The 23651-nt window shown below is 72.2% G+C and carries 23 protein-coding genes; 7 read left to right on the forward strand and 16 right to left on the reverse strand.

Annotated features, from left to right (window positions below; all coding sequences use genetic code 11):
* Window positions 1–36 precede the first annotated feature (36 nt).
* Window positions 37–474 (forward strand): nuclear transport factor 2 family protein, encoded by a 438-nt coding sequence (locus O5O46_RS01605; protein ID WP_269853353.1) that lies wholly within the window; start codon window positions 37–39, stop codon window positions 472–474.
* Window positions 475–656: 182 nt separating this feature from the next.
* Here the strand turns inward: O5O46_RS01605 and O5O46_RS01610 are convergent, their stop codons facing one another.
* The 6 genes from O5O46_RS01610 to O5O46_RS01635 all read right to left on the reverse strand — a co-directional run bounded on the left by O5O46_RS01610 (window position 657) and on the right by O5O46_RS01635 (window position 6257).
* Window positions 657–920, reverse strand: coding sequence for an acyl carrier protein (locus tag O5O46_RS01610; RefSeq protein WP_269853354.1), 264 nt, complete (start codon window positions 918–920; stop codon window positions 657–659).
* A gap of 95 nt (window positions 921–1015) precedes the next feature.
* Window positions 1016–2290 (reverse strand): ketosynthase chain-length factor, encoded by a 1275-nt coding sequence (locus O5O46_RS01615; protein ID WP_269853355.1) that lies wholly within the window; start codon window positions 2288–2290, stop codon window positions 1016–1018.
* Window positions 2287–3561, reverse strand: coding sequence for a beta-ketoacyl-[acyl-carrier-protein] synthase family protein (locus O5O46_RS01620; protein WP_269853356.1), 1275 nt, complete (start codon window positions 3559–3561; stop codon window positions 2287–2289). Before O5O46_RS01620 ends, O5O46_RS01615 begins: the two co-directional genes overlap by 4 nt.
* 164 nt (window positions 3562–3725) lie before the next feature.
* A complete protein-coding gene (locus O5O46_RS01625) occupies window positions 3726–4484 on the reverse strand; it encodes a thioesterase II family protein (RefSeq protein WP_269853357.1) in 759 nt (252 codons plus the stop codon).
* Window positions 4481–5254 (reverse strand): cyclase family protein, encoded by a 774-nt coding sequence (locus O5O46_RS01630; RefSeq protein WP_269853358.1) that lies wholly within the window; start codon window positions 5252–5254, stop codon window positions 4481–4483. Before O5O46_RS01630 ends, O5O46_RS01625 begins: the two co-directional genes overlap by 4 nt.
* 184 nt (window positions 5255–5438) lie before the next feature.
* Window positions 5439–6257, reverse strand: coding sequence for an AfsR/SARP family transcriptional regulator (locus O5O46_RS01635; RefSeq protein WP_269853359.1), 819 nt, complete (start codon window positions 6255–6257; stop codon window positions 5439–5441).
* A gap of 308 nt (window positions 6258–6565) precedes the next feature.
* Here O5O46_RS01635 and O5O46_RS01640 point away from each other — a divergent pair, with 308 nt between their 5' ends.
* The 4 genes from O5O46_RS01640 to O5O46_RS01655 all read left to right on the forward strand — a co-directional run bounded on the left by O5O46_RS01640 (window position 6566) and on the right by O5O46_RS01655 (window position 12030).
* Window positions 6566–6730: a hypothetical protein gene (locus O5O46_RS01640; protein ID WP_269853360.1), complete on the forward strand. Its 165-nt coding sequence runs from the start codon at window positions 6566–6568 to the stop codon at window positions 6728–6730.
* Window positions 6730–9021, forward strand: a complete 2292-nt coding sequence (locus tag O5O46_RS01645) for a TOMM precursor leader peptide-binding protein (RefSeq protein WP_269853361.1) — start codon at window positions 6730–6732, stop codon at window positions 9019–9021. Before O5O46_RS01640 ends, O5O46_RS01645 begins: the two co-directional genes overlap by 1 nt.
* 31 nt (window positions 9022–9052) lie before the next feature.
* Window positions 9053–10609 (forward strand): SagB family peptide dehydrogenase, encoded by a 1557-nt coding sequence (locus O5O46_RS01650; RefSeq protein WP_269853362.1) that lies wholly within the window; start codon window positions 9053–9055, stop codon window positions 10607–10609.
* 239 nt (window positions 10610–10848) lie between these two features.
* Window positions 10849–12030, forward strand: a complete 1182-nt coding sequence (locus O5O46_RS01655; protein WP_269853363.1) for a sensor histidine kinase — start codon at window positions 10849–10851, stop codon at window positions 12028–12030.
* A gap of 15 nt (window positions 12031–12045) precedes the next feature.
* Here O5O46_RS01655 and O5O46_RS01660 read toward each other — a convergent pair whose 3' ends face one another.
* The 4 genes from O5O46_RS01660 to O5O46_RS01675 all read right to left on the reverse strand — a co-directional run bounded on the left by O5O46_RS01660 (window position 12046) and on the right by O5O46_RS01675 (window position 15740).
* Window positions 12046–12651, reverse strand: a complete 606-nt coding sequence (locus O5O46_RS01660) for a response regulator transcription factor (protein WP_269853364.1) — start codon at window positions 12649–12651, stop codon at window positions 12046–12048.
* Between the two features lie 148 nt (window positions 12652–12799).
* Window positions 12800–13654 carry a 4'-phosphopantetheinyl transferase family protein gene (locus tag O5O46_RS01665; protein ID WP_269853365.1) on the reverse strand — a complete coding sequence of 285 codons (855 nt, stop codon included), beginning with the start codon at window positions 13652–13654 and terminating at the stop codon, window positions 12800–12802.
* Window positions 13654–15444: an acyl-CoA dehydrogenase gene (locus O5O46_RS01670; protein ID WP_269853366.1), complete on the reverse strand. Its 1791-nt coding sequence runs from the start codon at window positions 15442–15444 to the stop codon at window positions 13654–13656. Before O5O46_RS01670 ends, O5O46_RS01665 begins: the two co-directional genes overlap by 1 nt.
* On the reverse strand, window positions 15441–15740 hold the full coding sequence (locus tag O5O46_RS01675) for a DUF6059 family protein (protein ID WP_269853367.1): 300 nt from the start codon (window positions 15738–15740) through the stop codon (window positions 15441–15443). Before O5O46_RS01675 ends, O5O46_RS01670 begins: the two co-directional genes overlap by 4 nt.
* A 199-nt stretch (window positions 15741–15939) precedes the next feature.
* Between O5O46_RS01675 and O5O46_RS01680 the strand changes: the two genes are divergently transcribed.
* Both O5O46_RS01680 and O5O46_RS01685 read left to right on the forward strand, forming a co-directional pair.
* Entirely contained in the window at window positions 15940–16155 is a 216-nt protein-coding gene (locus tag O5O46_RS01680) for an MbtH family NRPS accessory protein (RefSeq protein WP_269853885.1), read from the forward strand.
* Between the two features lie 645 nt (window positions 16156–16800).
* Entirely contained in the window at window positions 16801–17478 is a 678-nt protein-coding gene (locus O5O46_RS01685) for a VC0807 family protein (protein ID WP_269853368.1), read from the forward strand.
* Window positions 17479–17618: 140 nt separating this feature from the next.
* On the opposite strand, the gene moeZ is transcribed toward O5O46_RS01685, so the two are convergent.
* The 6 genes from moeZ to O5O46_RS01715 form a co-directional block, all read right to left on the reverse strand.
* Window positions 17619–18797 carry an adenylyltransferase/sulfurtransferase MoeZ gene (moeZ, locus tag O5O46_RS01690; RefSeq protein WP_269853369.1) on the reverse strand — a complete coding sequence of 393 codons (1179 nt, stop codon included), beginning with the start codon at window positions 18795–18797 and terminating at the stop codon, window positions 17619–17621.
* 179 nt (window positions 18798–18976) lie between these two features.
* Window positions 18977–19708, reverse strand: a complete 732-nt coding sequence (locus O5O46_RS01695) for a spherulation-specific family 4 protein (protein WP_443072344.1) — start codon at window positions 19706–19708, stop codon at window positions 18977–18979.
* Complete coding sequence (locus tag O5O46_RS01700) at window positions 19696–20613, reverse strand: NAD-dependent epimerase/dehydratase family protein (RefSeq protein WP_269853370.1); 918 nt, start codon at window positions 20611–20613, stop codon at window positions 19696–19698. The genes O5O46_RS01695 and O5O46_RS01700 overlap by 13 nt, the downstream gene beginning before the upstream one ends.
* Window positions 20610–20744, reverse strand: a complete 135-nt coding sequence (locus tag O5O46_RS01705; RefSeq protein WP_269853371.1) for a hypothetical protein — start codon at window positions 20742–20744, stop codon at window positions 20610–20612. The genes O5O46_RS01700 and O5O46_RS01705 overlap by 4 nt, the downstream gene beginning before the upstream one ends.
* 42 nt (window positions 20745–20786) lie before the next feature.
* Window positions 20787–21929, reverse strand: coding sequence for a hypothetical protein (locus O5O46_RS01710; protein WP_269853372.1), 1143 nt, complete (start codon window positions 21927–21929; stop codon window positions 20787–20789).
* A complete protein-coding gene (locus O5O46_RS01715) occupies window positions 21926–23626 on the reverse strand; it encodes a glycosyltransferase (protein WP_269853373.1) in 1701 nt (566 codons plus the stop codon). Before O5O46_RS01715 ends, O5O46_RS01710 begins: the two co-directional genes overlap by 4 nt.
* Window positions 23627–23651 lie beyond the last annotated feature (25 nt).

The raw sequence follows: 23651 nt of genomic DNA on the forward strand, positions 1-23651 counted from the left end.
GGCGACATCACCGCGCGTCCACCGGAAGGGACCAGCATGACCACCACGGACACGGCCGTCGCCGAGGCCGTTCTGCACCTGCAGATCCAGCAGTTCTACGCCGCCCAGATGCAGCTGCTGGACAGCGGGAAGGCCGAGGACTGGGCCGAGACCTTCACCGAGGACGGCGTGTTCGCCGCGAACGCGCACCCGGAGCCGGCCGAGGGGCGCGCCGTCATCGCCGCCGCGGCCCGCAAGGCCACCGACGAGTACGCGGCCAAGGGCATCCAGCGCCGCCACTGGCTCGGCATGATCAACGTCGAACAGCGCGGTGCCGACGGGGTGTTCGCCCAGTGCTACGCCCTCGTCATCGAGACCCCGCGCGGCGGCCAGGCCAAGCTGCACGTCAGCACCCGCTGCGACGACTTGCTGGTGCGCACGGGGGGCCGCTGGCAGGTCCGGCACCGCCAGGTGTACCGCGACGACCTGTCCTGACCCTCCCCTCGCGCGCCGCGCCCCGGACCGTGTCCCACGGCCGGGGCGCGGCGCCTTCGCCTGCGCACCGGGAAGCGGCCGGTGAGTGCGGCTCGGGGGATCCGGGGAACACTGCAACGCCGTCCGCCCGGAGCGCGGTGCCCAGGGCGGACGGCAGGTGTGCTGCCAGTGCGGCAGCGGGATCAGGCCGCGGCGGCCTGGGACAGGCTCTCGTTGATGAAGGCCAGCAGCATCCGCGGCGTGTGCGCCTCGGCGGCGGCGTCGTCGGAGATCCGGACGCCGTAGTCCTGCTCGATGCGGCCCGTGGTCTGGAGCACCGCGAGCGAGTCGTAGCCCAGCTCGTCGAACGGGACGTCCATGACGTCACCGTCCAGGTCCACGCCTTCCTCCTCGCCGGCGCACTCGCGCAGCCGCTTGGTGAGTTCGTTGAGCGACATCTCAGCCATGAAGAAACACCTTTCGGTACGGATCCCGGTTCGTGGAACCGGTGGTACAAACGTCCAGCCCGGAGGGCTGTCTTGAGGCGGAGTTGGCCGTCGGGTCACTCCGCGGCGGTCACCACAGCGGCGGCGTTGAAGCCGCTGAAGCCGCGGGCGAGCACCAGCGCGGTGCGCACCGGGCCCCGGCGCAGGGCGGTCACCAGGTCGAGGCGGAGCCCCTCGGCGGGCTCGGTGACATTGACCGTGGGCGGGATCACCGAGTCCCGGATGGACAGCAGCGCCGCCGCGAGATCGAGCGAGGCGCCACCCGCGGCGAGCCTGCCGGTCATGGTCTTGGGTGCGGTGACGGGCACCTTGCCGGGCCCGAAGAGGCGGGTGACGGCCTCGGCCTCCAGCCGGTCCAGCTCGGGCACTCCGGAGGCGTCGGCGAACACCACGTCCACGTCGGCGGGCGACAACCTTGCCTCGTCGAGGGCGAGTTCGACGGCACGGCGCAGTCCGGGCTCGCCCTCGCGGCCCGGCCCCGGGTCGAAGGTGGCCGCGTAGCCCGCGAGGGTGCCATAGCAGCGGGCGCCGCGTGCGCGGGCTGTCTCGGCGTCCTCCAGGATCAGGATCGCGCCGCCCTCGCCGGGCACATGGCCGGCCGCCCGAGCGTCGAAGGGCAGATACGCCTGCCGGGGGTCGTCCCGGGTGCTCAGGCGCCCGCTGGTGAGCTGTGCGGTCCAGCCCCACGGGCAGATCGCGCCGTCCACGCCGCCGGTGACCATCATGCGGCTGCCCTTGCGCAGCTGGCGGCGGGCCTGGGCGACCGCGTCCAGGCCGCCGGCCTGCTCGGTGACCAGGACGCCGCTGGGGCCGCGCAGCCCGTGCCGGATGGAGATCTGCCCGGTGTTGACGGCGTAGAACCAGGCGAAGGACTGGTAGGCGCTGACGTGCTGACCGCCCTTGCTCCACAGTGCCTCCAGCTCGCGCTGGCCGAACTCGAAGCCGCCCGCGGAGGCTGCGGTTACCACGCCCGCCGCGTACTCCGGCAGCTCCTTCAGGTCCAGCCCGCTGTCCTCGAGGGCCTCGGCCGCCGCGGTCAGGGCGAGCCGCGTCATGTGGTCGGTCTGCGGGATCAACCGGCTGGGGATGTGCTCCTTGACATCGAAGCCGGGCACCTCCCCGGCGAGCGTGACCGGGTACCGGGAGGCGTCGAAGCGGCTGACCGGGCGGATGCCGCTCTCGCCGGCGAGCGTGGCGCTCCACCAGTCCCTGGTGCCGAGGCCGTTGGGCGCGGTGACGCCGATGCCGGTGAACACCGGGGCAGCCGTACTGTGCTGTCCGCCGGGCGCCGCGATGCCGGCCGCGGTCCGCTCTGTCTGTGCGACGCTCATGCCGCCTCCCTCTTCTCCGGCCGGGTGAGAACCATGGCGCTCTGGAATCCGCCGAAGCCGCTGCCGACGCTGAGCACCGTGTCGATCCGTGCCTCGCGGGCCGTGATCGGGGTGTAGTCCAGGTCGCACTCGGGGTCCGGCTCGCGCAGGTTGGCCGTCGGCGGGACGACGCCGTGCTCGATGGCCAGCGCCGAGGCGGCGATCTCCAGGGAGCCGATGGCGCCCAGCGAGTGGCCGATCATCGACTTGATGGAACTGACCGGGATGTCGTAGGCGTGCTGTCCGAGGCTCCGCTTGAAGGCGGTGGTCTCGTGCCGGTCGTTCTGCTTGGTGCCCGAGCCGTGGGCGTTGACGTAGTCGACCGCGGTCGCATCGAGCCGGGCCTCGTCCAGGGAGACGCGGATGGCCTCGGCCATCTCCTTGCCGTCCGCCCGCAGACCCGTCATGTGGTACGCGTTGGAGCGGGAGGCGAAGCCGGCGATCTCGGCGTAGATGTGCGCGCCGCGGGCGCGCGCCGCCTGGAGTTCCTCCAGGACGAAGACGGCGGCGCCCTCGCCCAGCACGAAGCCGTTGCGGGTGCGGTCGAAGGGCCGCGAGGCGTGCTCGGGGTCGTCGTTTCGGGCCGTGGTGGCCTTGATCGCGTCGAAGCACGCCACCGAGATCGGGGAGATCGGGGCGTCGGTGGCACCGGCGATCATCACGTCGGCGCTGCCCTCCCGGATCAGCTCGACGGCGTGGCCGACGGAGTCCAGTCCCGAGGTGCAGCCGGTGGAGACCACCCCGGCCGGGCCCTGCGCGCCCACGGCCCAGGCCACCTCGGTGGCGAAGGAGCTGGGCACGAAGTGGTTGAACAGGTGGGACACGGCGTATTCGTGGTCGACGTGCCACTTCGAGCCGCTGTCGCTGACCACCGCGTACTCGGTGTCCAGGCCGGTGGTCGCGCCCACCGCGCTGCCGATGGTCACGCCCATCCGGAACGGGTCCTGTGCGTCCAGGTCGAGACCGCTGTCCGTGACCGCCTCGCGGGCGCTGACCACAGCGAACTGCGCGGCCCTGTCCATACAGCGGATCTCGCGGGGGGTGAGCCCCGACCGGGCCGGATCGAAGTCGGCCTCCGCAGCGATCCGGGAGCGGAAGGAGGACGCGTCGAACAGGGAGATCGGGCGGGTCGCCGTGCGCCCCTCGGTCAGCAGCGACCAGAACTGCTGCTTTCCCCCGCTCCCGCCGGGGGCGACCACACCGATTCCGGTGATGACCACTCGACGGTTCATCGCTGCCCACCCTCCCGGGGCCGCTCGGCCCGGATGTGGTGACGGGTGCGCTCTGTCTTCACGACCGCGTCCTCTCTGCTTGGTGTCCCGGGGGTTCCCGACGGTGTGCGGGTGTCCCGGATGAGTTCTGTTCCGCAGGTGCTTTCGACGGTGCGGCACGGCCCTCAAACGCTGCTCGACTTGGGACGGACGGCCGCTGGGGAGGCATACGGCCACGCGTCCAGCTCCTCGCCGAGCAGCCGGGGCAGCCGCCCGTCGCGTACGAAGAAGTGGCCGCCGGCGACCGTGCGCAGCGCGAAGCCGGCGGTGGTGTAGGCGCGCCATTGCTCGACCTGGTGGGCGGGCGCGACGGCGTCCTCGCGTCCCGCGACGGCGAGCACGGGTACGTGCAGCAGCCCGCCCCCGGCCGCTCGCAGGGCGGCGGCGAGCTTCAGGTCGTCGCGGATCACCGGCAGTGCCCGACGGTGCCAGACGCCGTCCTCGTCCTCCTCCATGGCCGCCCGGGGTAGCTGGCCCTGGGCCACCAGCCGGCGCAGCAGCTCGTGGTCGGGTGGGAAGGTGACGGGCAGCAGCGGGGAGGGCAGGTGCGGGGGCAGGGCGGCGCCCAGCACCACGAGGTCGGGCTCGCGCAGGCCCCTCCCGGCCACGGCGCGGGCGAGGGTGTGGGCGACGAGGGCGCCCAGGCTGTGCCCGTACAGCGCGTACGGCCGGTCCAGCAACGTTCCCAGGGTGCCCAGCAGTTCGGCCGTCAGCCGGCCGGGGTCGGTGATCCTCGGCTCGGCGGCGCGGGCGTCGCGCCCGGGCAGCAGCACGGGCACCACCTCGCGGCGCTCGCCGAACACCCGCTGCCAGCGCGCGAAGGAGCTGCCACCGGCGCCCGCGTGATGGAAGCAGAACAGGCGCGGGCGCGGGTGGCCGCTCACTCCTCCACCAGGGCCACGGCCCGCGTCCAGCCGGCCCCGGCACCGGCGATCTTCACGGGGAAACAGGCGACCTGGAAGCCGAACGGCTGCTCGAGGTCGCCCAGTCGGGTCAGCCGCTCGATCTGGCAGTACTCGCGGCGGCGCCCGGCGAAGTGCGCGGGCCACAGTACCGACGCGTCGCCGGTCTTCTGGTACCGCTCGATCATGTCGGTGAAGGGCGCGTCCAAGCTCCAGGCGTCGGTGCCGATGACGCGCACCCCAAGGTCGAGGAGGTGGTCGACGGCCGGTCCGTCCAGCCCGGCGAAGTCAGTGAAGTAGCGGGGGGTGCCGGCATGCCGGTCGGCGCCAGTGCGCAGCAGCACGATGTCCAGGGGGCGCGGCCGGTATCCGATCCGCTCCAGCTCCGCCTTGATCCGGTCCACGCCGATCACGCCGGTGCCTGCGTCGCTCAGGTCCAGGACGACCGCGGGGCGCAGGAACCAGTCCAGCGGCATCTGGTCGATGTGGCGCGGTACGCCGTAGTCGCCGGCCGATCCGTAGTGCGAGGGCGCGTCCACGTGTGTGCCGGTGTGGCTGGTGAGCGTCAGCGTGTCCAGGGACAGCAGCTCACCGCCGGGCAGCTCGGCCGGGTCGAACACCAGGCCGAAGTGCTCCCGCATCTCCTCGCTCATGTGGCGGGCGCCTTCGGCGGGTGTCATGATCTCGTGGGTGATCGGGTCCGGCTCCCAGCCGAAGGCGTCGATCGGCTGCGAAAGGTCGATGATGCGCAAGGTGCCCCCACATCGTGCGTCGGGTTCCGGCCACGGGATACGGCGGAACATGTCGCGTGCACTGTGGGGGCCACGGCTGGATTACTGATCGAGGCCCGGCTGCGGCCCCGTCCCGGGCGAGCGGGGAACGGCATGCCTGTCCGCCGGCCTGGTGCGGCACCCGCCCCGTCGGGGCCGTACCTGGTCAGGCGGCGTACAGGCCGACCTGGCAACTGCGCTCGCTGCCCGGCGCGTCCAGGGACGGGTCGGCGGCCAGGATCGCCTGGTGCAGGCCCCGCACGTGCGGGGAGGGCTCCAGCCCCAGTTCCTCCACCAGACGGCCGCGCAGCCCCTGGTAGACCTCCAGGGCCCGCCAGCGGCGGCCCGAGCGGTACAGGGCGGTCATGCAGTGCGCGTGCAGGTTCTCGTGCAGCGGGTGCCGGCCGATCAGTGTGGTCAGCTCGGCCAGCAGCTGGCCGTGCCGGCCCAGCCGCAGGTCGGCCTCGATGCGCCGCTCCAGGACGCCGAGCCGGCTCTCCTCCAGCCGCGCCAGCTCGATCTCCAGCAGCGGGCCGATGCGCACGTCGACCAGGGCGGGACCGCGCCACAGCGACAGGGCCTCGTCGTAGGCGGCCGAGGCGGTCTCGTCCTCACCGTTGTCGAGCGCCTGCTGGCCCGCGGCGACGAGTCGCTCGTAGCGGTGCACGTCGACCGAGCCCTTCGGGACCTGTAGCAGGTAGCCCCCGTGCCGGGTCACCAGGACGTCCTTGGCGTCCTGCGGCGCGTCGGGGCCCAGCGCCGCGGTGATCAGCCGGCGCAGCTGGAGGACGTAGGTCTGCAGCGTGGTGAGCGCGCTGCGGGGCATCTCGGTGCCCCAGATCTCCTCCATCAGCGTCGGTACGGGCAGCACCTGGTTGGCGTTGAGCGCCAGCAGGCACAGCAACTGGCGGGGCTTGCCAGCGTTGGGGGCGATGGAGACTGAGTTCAGCTCCGCGCTCAGTGGGCCCAGAAGTTCGATGTGCACAGGGATCCTCCGAGATGCGGTCCGCGGGGTGAATCCGCCGACGTCGTAAATGGCCGGTTCCAGCCGGACTTCGTGACCACTCGAGCATGTCGCGGGGACTTGGCCGATTCCCAGTGCCCCTGTCCTGAACCCGCCGCGCATAGCGCACCCGGCACCCATGAACTTTTCATCCCCGGCGCATGACGCCGGCACTGGCTCGGCCCTCCCGGCGCCAGCAGAATTCTGGCTGTCACCGCGGCTCCACGGCCCAAAGCGGCCCGCTACGGCCCCGGTTGGCCCTTCACCGACCGCATTCGAGGAAGAGACGAATGGCTATGCAGACCCTGTGCGCGATGGACGAGTTCGACGACCTGGTGATCGAGGACCTGATCCACGGCTCCCACTGGGCCCCGCCCACCGACGTCTTCGTCTGCTGGGCCGAGGCGCAGTTCACCGCCCTCGCCGGCCAGCCCCTCGCGCACGACGCCGCCTGATGACGGTGCCCGTACCTTTCGCCTCCGGCACCTACCTGGGCTTCAAGCCGCATCTGCGGGTCGAGGCGGTGCCGGGTGAGGCGGTGTATCTGATCTCGGACCAGCGTGTGACCGCCTTGCGCGGCGAGCAGGTTACGCGACTGGCCGAGCTGCTGGACGGCACCCGTCGCCGGGAGTCGGTGCTGCGGAAGGCTGCGGACATCATGCCCACCGAACAAGCCGACCGGCTGGTGGCCCGGCTCTCCGGAGCCGGTCTGCTGGCCGAGCGCCCCGCCTGTCCGGCCCCCGGGGCGGCCGCCGAGCACGCCTACTGGGAGGCTGCGGGCCTGGCCGGGCCCACCGCTGCGGACCGGCTGCGGGCCGCGGCGGTGCACGTGACCGCCGTGGGCCGCGCCGACGCCGGCGAGTTGCTGCGGGCCGCCGAGGCCGCGGGGGTGCACACCCTGTCCGCCGCCCGCGCCACCGACGCGGACCTCACCCTCGTGCACTGCGAGGACTACCTGGACCCGGCCCTGAAGGCCCTCGACGCCGAGCACCGGGCGGCGGGCCGGCGCTGGCTGCCGGTGAAGACCGGCGGCACACAGACCTGGATCGGCCCGTTCTTCGGTGCCGCGGACGGGCCCTGCTGGTCCTGCTTGGCCGACCGGCTGTGGCGGGGCCGCCCGGTCGAGGCACACGTACAGCGCATGCTGCACCGCTCGGGGCCGCTGCCCCGGCCCTCGTGCGCGCTGCCCGCCAGCCGGCTGGCCGGACTGCACCTGGCGGTCCTGGAGGCCGTCAAGTGGCTGGGCGGCCACCGTCATGCGGGCCAGCAGCAGCTGTGGACCCTGGACGGCCTGGACCTCGTCGGCGAGCGCCACCCCGTGCAGCGCCGCCCGCAGTGCTTCGCCTGCGGCGACCCCGACTTGATGCGCCGTCAGGTGAACTCCCCTGTCGTCCTCGTCCCGCGCCCCAAGCAGGACGTCGGTGGAGGAGGCCACCGGGCGCTCACCCCGGAGCAGATGCTGGAGCGGTACGGGCACCTGGTCAACCCGCTCACCGGCCTGGTGAAGGAGATCCGGCGGGACCCGCGGGGCCCCGCCTTCCTCAACTCCTTCCACGCGGGCCACAACCCCGCGGCCGGCACGCACGGCCTGAGCGCCCTGCGCTCCGGACTGCGCAGCACCAGTTCCGGCAAGGGGACGACCCCCCTCCAGGCCCGGGTGGGTGCGCTCGGCGAGGCCATGGAGCGGCACTGCGGCCATCTCCAGGGCGACGAGCCGATCCGCCGGGCGGCCCTGCGGGAGCTGGGCGAGGACGCCGTACACCCGGACAGCGTGCAGCTGTACGACCCGCGCCAGTACCGGGATCGGCGCCGCTGGAACGCCGAGCACAGCCACTTCCACCACGTCGCCGACCCGTTCGACGAGAACGCCGAGGTCGAGTGGACGCCCGTCTGGTCGCTCACCGCCCGGCGCCACAGACTGCTGCCCACCTCCCTGCTGTACTACGGCACCGCGCAGTTGGCCGCGAGCCGCTACTGCCACGCGCACTCCAACGGCACCGCCGCCGGCGGAAGCCTGGAGGACGCGGTGCTCCAGGGATTCCTGGAACTCGTCGAGCGGGACGCGGTGGCCCTGTGGTGGTACAACCGCACCCGCCAGCCCGGCCTGGAACTGGACTCCTTCGCCGACCCCTGGATCGCCGAACTGCGCGGCGTGCACGCCTCGTTGCACCGCGAGGTCTGGGCTCTGGACCTCACCTCGGACCTCGGCATCCCGGTCTTCGCCGCGCTGTCCCGGCGCACCGACAAACCCGCCGAGGACATCGTGCTGGGCTTCGGCGCCCACTTCGACCCCCGTGTCGCCCTGCGCCGCGCCCTGGCCGAGACCAACCAGCTGCTGCCGCCGGTGCTCGGCGCCCGCCCGGACGGCACCGGCTACGCCCTCAGCGACCCCGAGACCCTCGGCTGGATGCGCACCGCCCGCGCGGACAACCAGCCTTACCTGCTGCCCGATCCCGCCGCGCGCCCCGTACGCCCCACAGACCACCCGTATGTGCCGCGCGCCGACCTGCTGGAGGACATCGCGGCCGCCGAGGCGGTCGTCGCCCGCGCGGGCCTGGAACTGCTCGTCCTCGACCAGACCCGTCCCGACGTGGGGCTGCCCGTGGTCCGGGTGATCGTGCCCGGCCTGCGCCCGCACTGGGCCCGTTTCGCGCCCGGACGGCTCTTCGACGTCCCCGTGCGGCTCGGCAGGGCCGCCGCCCCGACCCCGTACGAGAACCTGAACCCCGTACCGCTGTTCCTCTGAACCCGCCCGCCGCCGACCTGGAATCGACCCCTTGCTGATCGGCCACCTTGCGGGACTCCAGCTCACCGAGCTGTGGTCCCTGCGCGACGACACCTTCCTGCACCTCGACTGCGACCCGTCCGATCCGCCGTGCCCCGTCGTGCTCGACACGCGCTGGGGAGAGCTACGGCTCGACGCGCCGGGCCCGGCCGTGCGGGAAGCCCTGCGGCGGATGCGCACCGGCCCCGTGTCGCTGCGCAATGTCGTCGCGGACTTCCCCGAGAGCGGGGTCGCCGAACCGGGCCGGGCGCTCAGCCCCGAGACGACCGAACTGCTGGCGGTGCTGCACCGGATCCAGCACGTGGTGGTGCGCACCCTCGCCGTGGGCTCGGTTCCGCTGCTGTCCGTCGTCCCGCTGTCCCCGCAGGCCGAGTTCGCCCCGCAGCCCCTGCCCCGGCACCTGCCCACGCGGCTGTCCCGGTTCACCGTGCTGCGCTACGCCCAGGGCGCGCTGCGCCTGGAGTCCCCGCTGTCCCACCATCGCGCCGAACTGCTGCGCCCCGAGGCGTCGGTGCTGCTGGCCCGGCTCTGCGGCACGCCCGCGGACGCCGCGGGGGCCGCGCCGCCCAAGGAGTGGGGCCCGCCCGCCCTGCCCGACGCCGTCGTGGACAGCGCCCTGTCCTACTTAATCGCGGCCGGCCTGGCCGTCCTCTCCGAGACCGGCCACGGCGGCGGTCCGGGCACACCGCCCCGGTTCGGCGAGGATCACGATCCGGCGCTGCTGGCCTGGTCCCCCGACGATCTGCTGCTGCACTCGCGCAGCAGGCTCGGCCGGCACGACGGCGATGTCGGTGCCACCTTCGAGCACGCCGCCCGGCTGCCCGCCGAGCCCGTCGTCAAGGCGGCACACGGCGCGCCGGCCATCCCGCTCCCCCGCCCCGAGCTGGCCGAACTGGCCCGCACCGGACCGGCGTTCAGCGCCGTCATGGAGCGCGGCCCGTCACTGTCGGTCGGCGCCGGAGAGCTGACCCGGGATCAGATCGGGTCGCTGCTTTACCAGGCGGCACGGGTGCGTTCGGTGTTCGCTTCCGGCCGCGGAGCCCCCGACGGCTACCTGCACAGCGAGCGCCCCTACTCCAGCCTGGGCGACACCTACGCGCTGGAGTTGTATCTGCTGTTCCCCTCGGAGCGGAAGAACGTCTGGCCCGCGCCCGGTGCCTACCACTACGACCCGGCGGCCCACGCCCTGGAGAAGATGGACGAGGTGCCCGAGGCGCTGGCCGAACTCGCGGTCATCGCCCAGGCCGAGGCACAGCTGGCCGACCCGCCCGAACTGCTGATCACCATCACCGCGCGCTTCCGCCGTGCGTCCGTCAAGTTCAGCGGCATCGCCTACGCCAACGTCCTCAAGGACGTCGGCGCGCTGCAGCAAGCTCTTTCCCTGGTCGCCACCGCCCTGGGCCTCGGCTCGTGCCCCCTGGCCCTCGGGGATGCCGACGTCGCGGCGCGGGCGCTGCGACTCGACTGGCGCACGGAGTCGAGCGTGGGCGAGTTCCTGATCGGCGCACCCGCGCCGGCCGGGGCCGGCGCCGATCCGAGCGCCGCCTAGCAGCTGCCCTCCGCCGTACCCGGACCATCACATCAACCGGTCGTCAGGGCATGGCGAGCCGGAGCCGTGTGTGGTTAGGCTGCCTCACGAGTCAGGAACACCCGGTGGCCGCCGTCGCGACCGCGCCCGCCGGACATGTCACGGGGGAGGATCACTACATGGTTTCCGGCTGTCCGCCACAGGCCAAACCGAACGCGTCCCAGGTCGGCGACTCGAAGCGCATGGCGCCCAGACTCGCCATGACTATCACGACCGTGGTGCTGTGCGCCTTCTGTTTCGTCGCGGTCACCTACGAATTGAGCTCCCGGCCCTCCGTGGACGCCTTCACCGAGGCCATGGTGCTGCTGCTGGTGATATTCGTGGTCCAGCTGCAGATCTCCTTCCCCCGGTTCGTGCCGGTCCTCGGCCAGCACCGGCTGATCCTGCTGCTCGTGCAGTCCCTGCTGACGTATGTGCCCTTCCTTTCCTACGGGCAGGCATGGCTGCCGCTGCCGGGGCTGCTGGCCGGGTCCGCGCTGCTGGTGCTGCCCGACGTCCTCGCCTGGCCGGCCTTCGCTCTGATTGTGGCCAGCACCGATGTGCTCCAGTTCTTCGTCGGGCTCGGCTGGCGCGACGTGTCGTACACCACCGTCTCCACCCTCCTGACCGGCCTGGTGGTCTTCGGCCTGTCCCGGCTGACCGACATGGTCACCGAGGTCCACCGGTCCCGCGCGGATCTGGCCCGGCTGGCCGTGGACCAGGAGCGGCTGCGCTTCGCCCGGGATCTGCACGATCTGCTCGGCTACAGCCTGTCGACCATCACCCTCAAGTGCGAGCTGGCCTACCGCCTGCTGCCAGGGCAGGCCGGCCGCGTGCAGCAGGAGCTCACCGAGATCCTGCGCACCTCGCGCCAGGCGTTGTCCGACGTACGCGCGGTGGCCAGCGGCTACCGGGACATGAAGCTGTCCACCGAGGTCGCCGGCGCCGAGTCCATGCTCGACGCGCTGGACATCACCACCACCACGCACGTCACGTGCGGGACACTGCCCCGCGAGGTGGACACCACCTTGGCCACGGTCCTGCGCGAGGGCCTGACCAACATGCTCCGGCACAGCAAGGCCGCGCGCTGCAGGATCACCGCACTGCGCCGGGGCCGCACCGTCACGTTCCGGCTGGCCAACGACGGCGTCGACGGGTCCAGGGGGCACCTTCATCCGCTGGCGTGCGAGGAGGGCAACGGCAACAGCGGGATCCGCAACCTCGCTACGCGCATCGAGGCGATCGGCGGCACGCTGACCGCGGGAAGCCGATCCGACGGCTGGTTCGTCCTGGAAGCCGTCATCCACCTCACCGAGACGACCGTGGAAGAGACCGGCCCCGAGGGTGTCGAGGCCGGTGACCCGCGGCTGGAAAGGGTGGGCGCCGACGCGCGCGAGGGCTGACCGGCGCCCCGGGTCTCACAGCCAGCCGGCCTCGCGGGCGATGCGGATGGCGTCCACGCGGTTGCGGGCGTTGAGCTTGTTGACCGCGGCCGTCAGGTAGTTGCGTACCGTGCCCGCCGACAGGAACAGTCTGGCCGCTATCTGCCGCGCCTCCTCGCCCTGCGCCGCGAGCCGCAGCACCTCCAGCTCCCTTCCGGTCAGCGTGGTCGCCTCCGGCTCCAGGGCGGCCAGCGCCAGCGACGGGTCCACCACACGCTCACCGGCCGCCACCGAGCGGATCGCAGCGATGAGCCGGTCCGGTTCGGTGTCCTTGAGCAGGAAGCCGGAGGCGTGCGCGGCCACCGCCCGGCGCAGGTTGCCGGGGCGGCCCAGGCTGGTGAGGATGAGGGTGCGGCAGCCGGGGACCGCGGTGTGCAGCTCGCCCGCCGCGGTGATGCCGTCCGTACCCGGCAGATCGATGTCCAGCACGGCGACGTCAGGCCGTTCACTCTTCGCCCGGGAAACGATGTCGCTGCCGTTGGAGAGTTCCGCAACAACAGCGATATCGTACTCCAGTTCGATAAGAGCCACCAGGGCTCTCCGGAGCATGTGCAGATCTTCGGCAATCAGGACCCTGATCATTCGTCTCCCCCGTGGACCACATATGGCACGTGCAGGGCACGTGTGTTCGTCATTATGCAGTCCCGAACATCCACGGAAAGGCGAGCCGCCGTATTCACCCGTGCAGCGCCCCCTCCACCGGTGCATACCGCTCAACGGGCCGTACAAGTCAGGCGCCTTGCCGGCCCAGCAGATCCACCACCTGCCCCAGGAAACCCGCGTCCAGCATTGTCCCGACCGAGGTGTCCTCCTCCCCTCCGTGGCCCGCGTCCTGGCACGCGATGCTCACCAGATAGCGGTCTTTGGAGGTGCGCCCGCCGTTCAGCTCCAGCCTGAAGGTGCCGAAGGACCACTCCCCGTGCGAGGCCGCCCCCCCGTCCGGCGTCTGCAGCTCCCGCCCCCCGGGGCCGAAGCCGAACTGGGTGAATCCCAGCCGCATGCCCTGCCCCAGCGCCTTGGTGTAAGCCTCCTTCAACGTCCACGTCCGCAGCAGCTCCGCTTCCTGCTCGGGTCCGGCCAGATCGGTGAGCCGCGCGCGCTCGGCCGACGTGCACATCTGCCGGTACACCTCGGAGTACCGCAGCCTGCGCCCCGCCAGCTCGGTGTCCACCCCGATCCGGCCGAGCCGGTTGAGGCCCACCACGACCAGGTCGAGGGTGTGGCTGAGGCTGACGTCGATCTGGTCACAGCCGCGCAGGTACGGCCTCCCGCCGGGCTTGTACGCCAGTTCCACCGCGTCCGGCAGCACGTCCAGCGCGGCGCTCGCGGCATGCCGTACGAGCATCCGGGAGACGGCGAAGCGGTATCTGACCTCGGGTTTGGTCAGGGTGTTGAAGCGCTGCCAGTCGCGGTTGCCCAGCAGCGAGCGCAGTTCGGGCCCGGCGGCCACCACGGACCGCCACTGCTGCCAGTTCGCGTACACCACCGCGTTGCCGAAGAACGCCACGGATTCGCGGACGCGCAGCCAGGGGCCGTGCGGACCCTCCATCAGGATTGGTGCGGTGACCGAGCCGCGCCCCGCCATCAGGCGGCCCTTCCTGTCCGTGCGTGCCCGCCCGGCGCCCCGCCGGACCCGTCGAGTGCCGCGCCGTGCAGGTCGTAGCCACGCCCGGTGCGCAGACGGGCCACCGCCTCGCCGTACACCCGCTCCACACAGTCAGGCGGTGCGTCGGGGAGCCTGATGCCCAGGCGTCCGGCGAGCCTGCCGAGGGCGAGGACCAGCCACGCCGGGTCGGCGAGAAAGGGGTCCGTGCCCTCCTCCAGGCGCACCCAGTGGCCCAGCGCGGCCCCGGCGGCCGCCACCATGACATAGCGGTCCGTCAGCGCGGCCCACTGCGCACTGGCCGCGAGCGTGCGGCTGTCCAGGACCACCGCACGGAACCGGTCGCGCAGCTCGGCCAGTTCGGCCACGAACGCCTCGGCGATGGTGCACAGCAACGCCCGGGTCCCGTCGTCCCCGTGGCCCGAGTGCGGACCGCCGCCGTCCCCCAGCCGGCGCACCGCGCCGAGCAGCGCCGCGACGAGCCGGTCCTCGCCCCCGGCCACCGCCAGCGACTCCAGCGCGAGCGGCGCCAACGGCTGCCGGGTGGCGAACAGCAGGTCCGGCGGGTCCTGCGTCACCCCCCACGACCGGCGCGCGAGGAGCGGAAGCTGCGGGATGAGCACCGCCTGGCAGGCCGCCGTGCCCATGTGCCCGAGCCCGGCGGCGGGCAGATCGCGCAGCAGCTTCTGCAGGAATCCGTGCACGCTGTCCCGGCGGTAGCCTGAGGCGCCTAGCACGGTGCCCAGTTCCTCCAGGTCCTCCCGGACGAGATCGGGCACCAGGTACTTGACCGCGGCGGCTCCCAGGTGAGCGCTGTCCGGGAACACGTGCAGGGAGCGCAGCACCGCGGTCGCCATCGCGTCGCACAGCAGCACATCGGCGAACACCGCGGCCAGCACGGCCCGTTGGCGCCTGCCCGCACCGCCCTCGCGGCCGCTCAGCACGGTGCGGACAGCCGCCCTCAGTACGGTGTCGGCGGCGCCGAGCAGCACGGAGGAGACCAGCGAGCGGTTGAGCTGGAAGGTGCGCAGCGCCAGCTGCATCCCCTGGCCCGGCTCCCCCACCAGGGCGTCGGCCGACACGGGGCAGTCGGCGAACTCCAGTCCGGCGAACCGGCAGCCGCGCATCCCGGTGCTCAGCTTCCTGGGCAGGACGCGTAGTCCGCCCCCGGTCACCGCGTTGGGCTCCAGCAGCAGCACGGAATGACTGGTCGGTCCCCGCCCCTGCCCGGTCCGGGCGTACACCACCAAGGCCCCGGCCCGTTCGGCGTTGACCACGCCGTCCTTGCGGCCACTGAGCAAGAATCCGTGCGCGCCGGGACGGGCGACCAGTTCGCCCTGCCACATGGTGTTGCCGTGCGCGAGGCTGTGGTGCACGATCCCCGTCCTGCCGCCACCGCACATCAGTGCGGCGAGCCGCGCCCGCTGCTCTGGCGAACCGGCGGCCCAGACCGCCGACGCGGCGAACAGCGAGGTGATCCCGTATCCGAATCCCAGCGCCACATCGCGGCGGAACACCGGACGCAGGACGCGGGCGAGCACATCTGCCCGCGCCAACCGCCCGCCAAGCGCCACGGGGACGAACTCGGCACCGAACCCGACCGCGTCCAGTCGCCGTTCGGCCTCCGCCGACAGCTCGAACCTCTCGTCCGCCGCCAGCAGGGCCGCGAACCCGACCGGATTCTCGGCGTCGTCAGGGTCCCCGAGGGCGTTCTCCACTTCCGCGATCCGGCGCCGCACCCCGGCCTCGGCTTCCGTCACTGCCTTGTTCATCGGAAACTCCTCGTCGGAAGCCAGTCGCACAGCTTCGCCAATTCCCTCGCGAGTTCCCGCTCCACTGCGCTCAGCGGGGCATCAGGCAGCAATCGCTCCGGATGCCCGGGCGGCGGCCCGGCGAGCGGCTCCCGCGCACCACCGTGGGGAAACTCCCGCGCACCGCCTTGGGGAAATCCGCCCAGCACCACCTCGCCGAACTCCACCAGCACCCGCCACACACCCTTCGCCCCAAGTACGGTCCACAGCGCCAACCATCGCCCGACACATCGGAAAACCAACCGGCTCACCCCCATCCACCTACAGACCCCGTCACCCTGCCTTCACGCGCTAGACCCCCGCTCGACCACGGGACCCGGCCCACTCGTTCCTCGGTCCACGCGCCGACTACATGGAGACCGCCGTAGGAAACCTGTGGAGCGGCTCGCCTGGATCGTCCGGATAGCAGTTCCGGTACGCGTTTGTGAGGGACGCGTTCGTGAATGACGCGTCGTCATTCACGAGCGCGAAGGTCAGCACTCGCTGTGGCTGGCGTTCGCGAAGATCCCGGCCAGTTGGATGGCGGGGCGCGGCGAGGACACGGGGACCGCGTGCCTGGAGTACGTGGAGCAGAACTGGACCGACCTGCGCCCGCTCAGCCTGGAGCCCGGTTCTTTCCAAGTGATCGCGTGTTCCCGGCGGCGCTGCTGCACCGCCTGCCCCTGGAGGTGATGGTGGTACGACCGGAGAGGGTGCTGCTCTGGCACGGCGACCTCATCGCGCGCCGCCACGCAGCCGTTCCACCGAAATGCGTGTCCCGTAGGTCACTTTCGTGTGGTGCTCCTCGGATCACATTGTCAGTGGCGGCTGCGACGCTGCCGACATGACCCCTTGGAACCTGCTCGTCCGTCTTCGTCTACCAGGCCGCTCGCCGTTGGAGGAGTGCATGGTCCCCAAGCACGCTGGTGTAGAGGCGGCGGACATGGCATCCCCCCATCGTTTCGATGGCAGTGGTCACGAGAGCTGGGTCCGCGAGCGCGGCGGACCGCAGGTCGATGATCTCCTCCCGCGAAATTGCACAGCAATGTCGTGTGCCCCCATGCCCTGGTCGCTCAGCGGGCGGAGCGCGAACGCGAGGCGTCGCAGTCCCTCGGATTGTGTCCAGCCGACCGGCGGGCGGACCTTACGGGCAATAGCGATAACCCGCATCACCTGGCGGACGGAACGTCGTCGGCGGGAAGCGTGCGTTCCGCTGCCCGCCGACCATGACATTTGTCCTGTCGGATTGTTGAGCGGTGACACTGCCGGTGGCACCCGCGTCTTCGCGAAGCTGAGGCCACGAAATCGAGCTGGTACGGCGACGCGAAGGCGGCGGAGATGACCGAGAACTACTCCCCTCGTAAGGAAATGCTCAACAACTTCAAGCCCCTTGTCCTCGACATCGGCTTGCCGCTGGGCTCCTACTACCTGCTGCACGACGCCTTCGGTGTCGACCTGTTGCTGTCGCTCGCCCTGAGCAGCGTTCCCCCGGCGGTGCGCACGTTGTACGGGTGGCTACGGGACCGCTCGCTCAACGGCCTGGCCGCACTGATGCTGGTGATGAACATCGTGGGCATCGCCTTGTCCTTCACCAGCGGCAGCCCCCGGATCATGGTGGCGAAGGACTCCGGTACCAGCAGCGTCTTCGCGATCGTCCTCATCGTCTCGGCGTTCTCGGGCAAGCCGTTGATGTCGGCAGGTCTGCGGCCCTGGCTGGTCAAGGGCAACGCCGACCGGGCCACCGCCTTGGACCGGCTCACCGCCACCTCGGCACGGTTCCGGCGGATGGATCGGAAGTTCACCCTCATATGGGGCGCGACGCTGCTCGTGGAGTGCGTGGCGCGGGTGATCGGGGCGTTCACCCTGCCGGTGGCGACCATGGTCTGGCTCTCGAACGTGCTGCTGATTGCCGCCATCGTCCTGGCCAGCGTGGTCGGCGGCGCCGTCGCCGCCGACCCCATGGAGAAGATGATCGACGCCGAGCTGGCGCCCACCCTCACTCCCCAGCCCGCCTGATGCGCGCCGTCCCCAAAGCGGCGCCGGGAACGCAGCCCCGAGAAACCCACCCAGCCAGCGGCCGGGGACGAAGCCCTCAGAAAGAGAGGGGCTCCGGGGGCTGGGCCCCCGGAGCCGTCGCCGTGATAACGGACCGTATGTCAGTACACCGGCTTTTCGGGCTCGATCTGGTTCACCCACCCGATCACGCCGCCGCCCACATGGACCGCGTCCGCGAAGCCCGCGTTCTTCAGGACCGCCAGGACCTCCGCGGAGCGCACGCCAGTCTTGCAGTGCAGGACGATGCGCTTGTCCTGGGGCAGGTCCTGGAGGGCGTTGCCCATCAGGAACTCGTTCTTCGGGATCAGCCGGGCGCCGGGGATCGACACGATCTCGTACTCGTTGGGCTCGCGGACATCGATGATGTCGATCTTCTCGCCCGCGTCGATCCACTCCTTGAGCTGCCGAGGAGTGATCGTGGAACCGGCGGCGGCCTCCTGGGCCTCCTCGGAGACCACACCGCAGAAGGCCTCGTAGTCGATCAGCTCGGTGACCGTCGGGTTCTTGCCGCAGACCGCGCACTCGGGGTCCTTGCGAACCTTGACCTGGCGGTACCGCATCTCCAGGGCGTCGTAGATCGTCAGCCGCCCGACAAGCGGGTCACCGATCCCGGTGAGCACCTTGATCGCCTCGGTCACCTGGATCGAGCCGATCGACGCGCACAGCACGCCCAGCACGCCGCCCTCGGCGCAGCTCGGAACCATGCCGGGCGGCGGGGGCTCGGGGTACAGGCAGCGGTAGCACGGCCCGTACTCGCTCCAGAAGACCGACGCCTGGCCGTCGAAGCGGTAGATGGAGCCCCACACATACGGCTTGTTCAGCAGCACGCATGCGTCGTTGACCAGGTACCGGGTGGCGAAGTTGTCCGTACCGTCGACGATCAGGTCGTACTGGGCGAAGATCTCCAGCACGTTGGAGGAGTCCAGCCGTTCCTGGTGGAGGACGACGTTCACATACGGGTTGATGCCCAGCACCGAGTCCCGCGCCGACTCGGCCTTGGAGCGCCCGATGTCGGACTGGCTGTGGATGATCTGACGTTGCAGGTTCGACTCATCGACCTCGTCGAACTCGACGATGCCGAGCGTGCCGACGCCCGCCGCGGCGAGGTACATCAGCGCCGGGGAGCCAAGGCCGCCGGCGCCGACACACAGCACCTTCGCGTTCTTCAGCCGCTTCTGCCCGTCCATCCCCACGTCGGGGATGATCAGGTGACGGGAGTACCTGCGGACCTCGTCAACGGTGAGCTCGGCAGCGGGCTCAACCAGGGGTGGCAGCGACACGGGGACTCCGTTGGTCGGTTTGTCGATACGGTAGGGCTCACCCCCGCGCGTGCGAGGGAGGGCGCCTTCCTCGTAACACTGCCACGTCCGTCGACATTCCGAGACACCCGTTCCGATGTGCGAGACGATTCACGCTCATATGCCGGGCAGAGCCGGATACGCGGGCGAAATCCCCTGCCTCACCGACTGGGCGGCGACTGGTTGCGCAGTATTTCCACCGCTTCGTCCCAATAGCTGGGCGGCTCGCGCCAGGGATCCACACCACCCGCGCCGTCCTGGTCGGTGAAGTGCACCGTCGCCGCGCCCTGCCAGCGGGCGATCCGCATCGCCGTCTCAAGATGCGGTCGCGGCACGCTGTGCACCAGATGGCAGAACCGCTCCGGCGGGTGCTCGGCCGTCCATGGCGGCGCCTGCGACCAGCGGTACCGCGTCCACGGTCCGAGATAGGTCACCAGCTGGTCGGCCGCCTCCGCATAACCGGGATAGGGGTGTATGCCATGTCCCAGCACCAGATGGCTGTCCGCGCCGTCCGCCATGGCGTGCAGCGTGGCCGCCACCCGGCGGCACTCCGGCAGCCAGTCGCGGTCAGTGGGCGCCCGGTCGAGGTAGAAGCCGGTGATCCCGTACCAGTCCATGAAGTGGTGTGCGTCACCGACCAGTTGCGCGAAGGTCCGCCCGCCGTACGCGGTGTTGAGCCGCCCCAGCACCCGCACCCCGGCGTCCCGCAGCCGGGTCACCACCTCCGCGTACCGGGGATCGCGCCGCCGCCCCGGGCCGTCCACCAGATCCACCACCACCCAGTGCAGCGGCGCCCCGGTCTGGGCCAGCTCGACCCACTCCGCGGTGGCCGCGGTGGCCCGCATCGGAACACCGAAGCCCGCCAGCATGGCGCCCGACGTCAGATGCGGCATGCCGCCTCCATCCAGATGTCCGCCAGCGACTCGTCGAGCCCGATCCGCGGCCGCCAGCCCAGCCGGTCCCGCGCGGTGCGCACATCGGCCTGCTGCCAGGCCCCGCAACCGTCCGGGTAGGGGGCGGAGCCCGCGCTCGGCGCCACCGCGGCCTCGTCGAGTTCGTGCAACGCGCCACCGAACCCCGCGGCTCGCGCCAGATGGGCGACGGCGTCCCGCAGCCGGACCGCCCGGCCGGTGCCGATGTTGACCACGCCCTGCGCGGCGGACAGCGAGGCGGCGTGCACGGCGCGCGCGATGTCCCGCACGTCCACGAAGTCCCGCTGCATGCCGAGGCCGCCCAGCTTCAGATCGCCGTCGCCGCTCTGCATCGCCCGGCGCAGCGCCTCGGCCAGCCGCCCCAGCGGGGAGGCGGCCGGGGTGCCGGGGCCGACCGGCGAGAAGACCCGTAGCACGATGGCGTCCAGTCCGGAGCCGAGGACGAGCTCGGTGGCGGCCAGCTTGCTCACCCCGTACGGTCCGCCGGGGCGCGGCACCGCGTCCTCACCGGTCGAGGAGCCGGTGGGCGAGGGGCCGTACTCCGAGGCGCAGCCGAGGTGCACCAGACGGGCGCCGCAGCAGCTGCGGCGCAGCGCCTCGCAGACCGTGGCGACGGCCACCGTGTTCTGCCGGGTCAGCTCGCGGGCCCCGCCACGGGTGGCGCCCGCGCAGTTGACGACGACGCCGGGGTGCACCGCGTCGAGGAACCGGGCGAGCGCGCCGGGGCTGCCGGTGGACAGGTCGAAGCGCACGTCGGAGTCGTCGCGGCGGCCGAGCGCGGTGAGTTGGACGGCGGGGTCGGCGAGCAGGCGCTCCGCCACATGGCGGCCGAGAAACCCGTCGGCGCCAAGCAGTAGCACTCTCATCGGGCGCCGCCCTGTTCGCCGAGGGAGACCACCGCGCGGTCGCCGACGGCCCGGGAGGCCGCGAGCGCCTGGTCACCGACCGTTCGGCCGCCGGGACCGCTCGTTCCGGCAGGCCGCTGATACAACATCATTTCTCTTGCTCCTCAAGGGACTTGCGTAATCCGCTGGATGGCTCACCGGACCACTGCCCGGTCGGCGAGGGCAGGGCGGACGAGGGTGATGGCGCGGTCGCCGATGTGCGCGCTGGCACGGCCGAGGGCGGAGATCGCGTACCCGGTCACGGCGACGGCGGCGATGGCGCACGCCACGGCCTGGACGGATCCGGGTCCCGCGGTGGCGATCAGGGCGCGCACAGGCGTGCCGCAGGCCCGTAACGCCGGTACGCGGCCGAGCAGTTGTGCGCCGAGGGCGGCCGCCTCGATGGCGCAGGCGCCACCGGTACCCGCCACCGCGGCGGAGGGAAGGCCGTGTACGGCCAGGAGTCGGGCGGTGAACAGCAGCAGACCGAGCGCCACGCAACCGCCCAGCGCCACCGGATCGGGCCGTACGCCATGGGTCAGCACCAGGTAGCCGGTGGCGAACAGCGCGGAGAGCACCAGGGCGAACAGGCCGAGCTCGGCCAGCAGGGGCGGCCGCGTCCCGGCGGCGAACTCGGCCAGCCCATGGCTTTGGGCGAGCACCGACCGGGCTCGTCGCGCGAACCGGCGGGCACACCAGGCAGCGGGCGGCAGCGCGAGGGCGCAGGCCAGGAGCCCCGCGCTGGTACCGGGATCAAGGGGGGCGGCGTGGGTGGTCAGTGACCACGGTCCGTAGAGCGCGAAGGCGAGCAGCCAGCAGGCGCACCGCCCGGCGCCGGAAGCGGGTGCGGCCCGCAGCGGCCCGCGTCGCAGCGCGGTACGGGCGGCGAGGAGGACGAGCAGCAGGGTGCCGCCTGCGATGACGGCGGCCCGGGCCGGGAGGGCGTGGGCGGCGGCGATCCCGGCCGCGCACACGGCCCCGGGCAGCAGATGCCAGCCAAGCTGACCTGGCGTCAACTGCGTTGCGTCGGGCTCCTGGTGCGGTGCGTCGGCGGGGGTCGCCCGTGGTACGCGTGCGTACAACTCCTCCGCGAGGGAGAAGACGTCCCGGTGCCGGAACTGGGCGGCGGTGCGGTCGGTGACACCGTGCGCCTCAAGACCGGCGGCGATCTCCAGCGGGTCGACCGCGGTGGCACACAGCTCGTAGTGCCGTCGTATCAGGAGCAGCACCGGATCTGCCGGTCCGCGGCGGCGCGCCGACGGCTCGACCGGTTCCGGCGCGGTATGGGGGCCGGTCATGCGTCCTCCCCGAGCGCGCCCACGGCGGCCGGTCGGCGGCGCGGCTCACGGACCGCCCAGGCCGGGGCGCGCTTGGCGCGCCCCGGGACGCCGGGCGCGGGGCGCCAACTGCCGGGCACATGCGCCTCGGGAGGCTGTGCGAAGGGCGCGGAGGCGGTGTGCTGGGCGGCGGGACGGCGGTGGGCCACGAGGTCGAGGTAGATCTCGCGGAAGGCGGTGGTGTTCTGCTCGGCGGTGAACAGTTCCAGTGCGCGGGCGCGGGCTGCGGCACCGAGGAGCGCGCGGCGGCGCGGGTCGCGCAGCAGTTCCGCGCACGCCTCGGCGAGGGCGCTCGGATTGCGCGGGGGAACGATCAGTCCGGTGCCGCCGATGACTTCGCGGACCGCGCCCACATCGGTGGAGACGGTGGCCCGTGCGCAGAACATCGCCTCGACCAGGGTGGTGGGGAAGCCTTCCACGACGCTGGAGAGCACCACGACGCCACCGGCCGTGTAGGCGTCGACGGGTGTGGGCACGTAGGGCGAGCCGATCTCGTCGAAGGTGACCGGGTTCTCGCCGGGGGTGCGGCTGTCCACGGCCTCGTCGGGGAAGAGTTGGGTGGCGAGCGCACGGCACTGCGCCAGGTAGTCGGCCCGGCCGCCGCCCGAGACGATCCGCAGCCGGGCGGCCGGCACCGCCGTGCGGACCCGGGCGAACGCGTGCAGCAGCGCCACCAGGTCCTTCGCGGGCTCCACGCGGCCCACCCACACCAGCGTCGGGTCGTCCTCCTCCGGCGCCCCGGCCTCGGCGGCCTCGCCGATCGCGGCGAGCCGTCCGGCGTCGATGCCCGGATGGACGGTCCTGATCTTCGTACGGGGCGCGCCGCAGCGCTCCTGCCAGCGGCGGATGTGGCCGTTGCCGGGGGTGAGCAGGGCGGCCGTACGGTAGGACTCGGCGGCCAGCCGCCGGTGCAGCGCCGCGAGCAACGCCCTCGCCCGGACGGGGAGTTGGTCGTGCTCGCGGTCAAGGTAGTGCTCGCGGAGCCGGACGGCGTACTCGGTGACCAGCAGGGGCGTACCGCCGTAGCGGGCGGCGAGCAGTCCCGGCAGGGTGGCCGGTCCGCCCGACGTGGCGTGGCAGAGGTCGGCGGCGCCCAGGGTGTGCTCGTCGTACCAGGGGGCGGACAGCGGGCGCAGGACGCGCTCCAGCGCCTCGGTCGCGGTCAGGAGGTCGTGGACGGTGGCGCAGCCGAGGAGCGGGTCTGCGCCGGGCGTCCGGCAGGCGGCTTCCAGGGCCCGTACCGCGGCTTCCGAGCGGAGGGCGGCGGGCAGGCCGGCGTGCTCACGGGCCAGGTCCGCGAGGCCGTAGAGGCCGTTGGCGAAACGGTCCGCCAGATCGGCGGAGCCGGGCGGGTCGGGACGTGCGGTGAGGGCGGCGGCCAACTCCTGGTAGCAGTCCAGGAAGCGCCGGCGCATCGCGCGTCCGCGCGGGGGGGTACGGTCGCTGCCGGGGGGCGGCCCCCACAGCGGGTGGGTGTGTACCGCCCGTACGCCCGGGTGGCGTTCCGCCCATCCTTCGGGGGTGTCCAGGGGGTCGCGGCACAGCGCGTACAGTTCGAAGTCCTGGTCGGTCAGGCCGCGGACCAGGCGGTCGCACCATGCCAGAGGGTCGCCCTTGGGGCGCCGCTTGGCACCCTCCGTCAGCAACGCTATGCGCATTCGCGCACCCCTTCGTGACCTGGGA

Origin of the sequence: Streptomyces sp. RPT161, assembly GCF_027533845.1 — a bacterium.
Classification (GTDB): Bacteria; Actinomycetota; Actinomycetes; order Streptomycetales; family Streptomycetaceae; genus Streptantibioticus_A; species Streptantibioticus_A silvisoli_A.

What these genes read in the sequence shown, in the direction of transcription:
- O5O46_RS01710 (WP_269853372.1), bottom strand. Translation starts at nt 21,929, where the DNA reads ATGACCGGCCCCCATACCGCGCCGGAACCGGTCGAGCCGTCGGCGCGC.
- O5O46_RS01610 (WP_269853354.1), bottom strand. Translation starts at nt 920, where the DNA reads ATGGCTGAGATGTCGCTCAACGAACTCACCAAGCGGCTGCGCGAGTGC.
- O5O46_RS01700 (WP_269853370.1), bottom strand. Translation starts at nt 20,613, where the DNA reads ATGAGAGTGCTACTGCTTGGCGCCGACGGGTTTCTCGGCCGCCATGTG.
- O5O46_RS01655 (WP_269853363.1), top strand. Translation starts at nt 10,849, where the DNA reads ATGACTATCACGACCGTGGTGCTGTGCGCCTTCTGTTTCGTCGCGGTC.
- O5O46_RS01675 (WP_269853367.1), bottom strand. Translation starts at nt 15,740, where the DNA reads ATGGGGGTGAGCCGGTTGGTTTTCCGATGTGTCGGGCGATGGTTGGCG.
- O5O46_RS01705 (WP_269853371.1), bottom strand. Translation starts at nt 20,744, where the DNA reads ATGATGTTGTATCAGCGGCCTGCCGGAACGAGCGGTCCCGGCGGCCGA.
- O5O46_RS01715 (WP_269853373.1), bottom strand. Translation starts at nt 23,626, where the DNA reads ATGCGCATAGCGTTGCTGACGGAGGGTGCCAAGCGGCGCCCCAAGGGC.
- O5O46_RS01645 (WP_269853361.1), top strand. Translation starts at nt 6,730, where the DNA reads ATGACGGTGCCCGTACCTTTCGCCTCCGGCACCTACCTGGGCTTCAAG.
- O5O46_RS01685 (WP_269853368.1), top strand. Translation starts at nt 16,801, where the DNA reads ATGACCGAGAACTACTCCCCTCGTAAGGAAATGCTCAACAACTTCAAG.
- O5O46_RS01605 (WP_269853353.1), top strand. Translation starts at nt 37, where the DNA reads ATGACCACCACGGACACGGCCGTCGCCGAGGCCGTTCTGCACCTGCAG.
- O5O46_RS01695 (WP_443072344.1), bottom strand. Translation starts at nt 19,708, where the DNA reads ATGCCGCATCTGACGTCGGGCGCCATGCTGGCGGGCTTCGGTGTTCCG.
- O5O46_RS01665 (WP_269853365.1), bottom strand. Translation starts at nt 13,654, where the DNA reads ATGGCGGGGCGCGGCTCGGTCACCGCACCAATCCTGATGGAGGGTCCG.
- O5O46_RS01660 (WP_269853364.1), bottom strand. Translation starts at nt 12,651, where the DNA reads ATGATCAGGGTCCTGATTGCCGAAGATCTGCACATGCTCCGGAGAGCC.
- O5O46_RS01615 (WP_269853355.1), bottom strand. Translation starts at nt 2,290, where the DNA reads ATGAGCGTCGCACAGACAGAGCGGACCGCGGCCGGCATCGCGGCGCCC.
- O5O46_RS01620 (WP_269853356.1), bottom strand. Translation starts at nt 3,561, where the DNA reads ATGAACCGTCGAGTGGTCATCACCGGAATCGGTGTGGTCGCCCCCGGC.
- O5O46_RS01670 (WP_269853366.1), bottom strand. Translation starts at nt 15,444, where the DNA reads ATGAACAAGGCAGTGACGGAAGCCGAGGCCGGGGTGCGGCGCCGGATC.
- O5O46_RS01640 (WP_269853360.1), top strand. Translation starts at nt 6,566, where the DNA reads ATGGCTATGCAGACCCTGTGCGCGATGGACGAGTTCGACGACCTGGTG.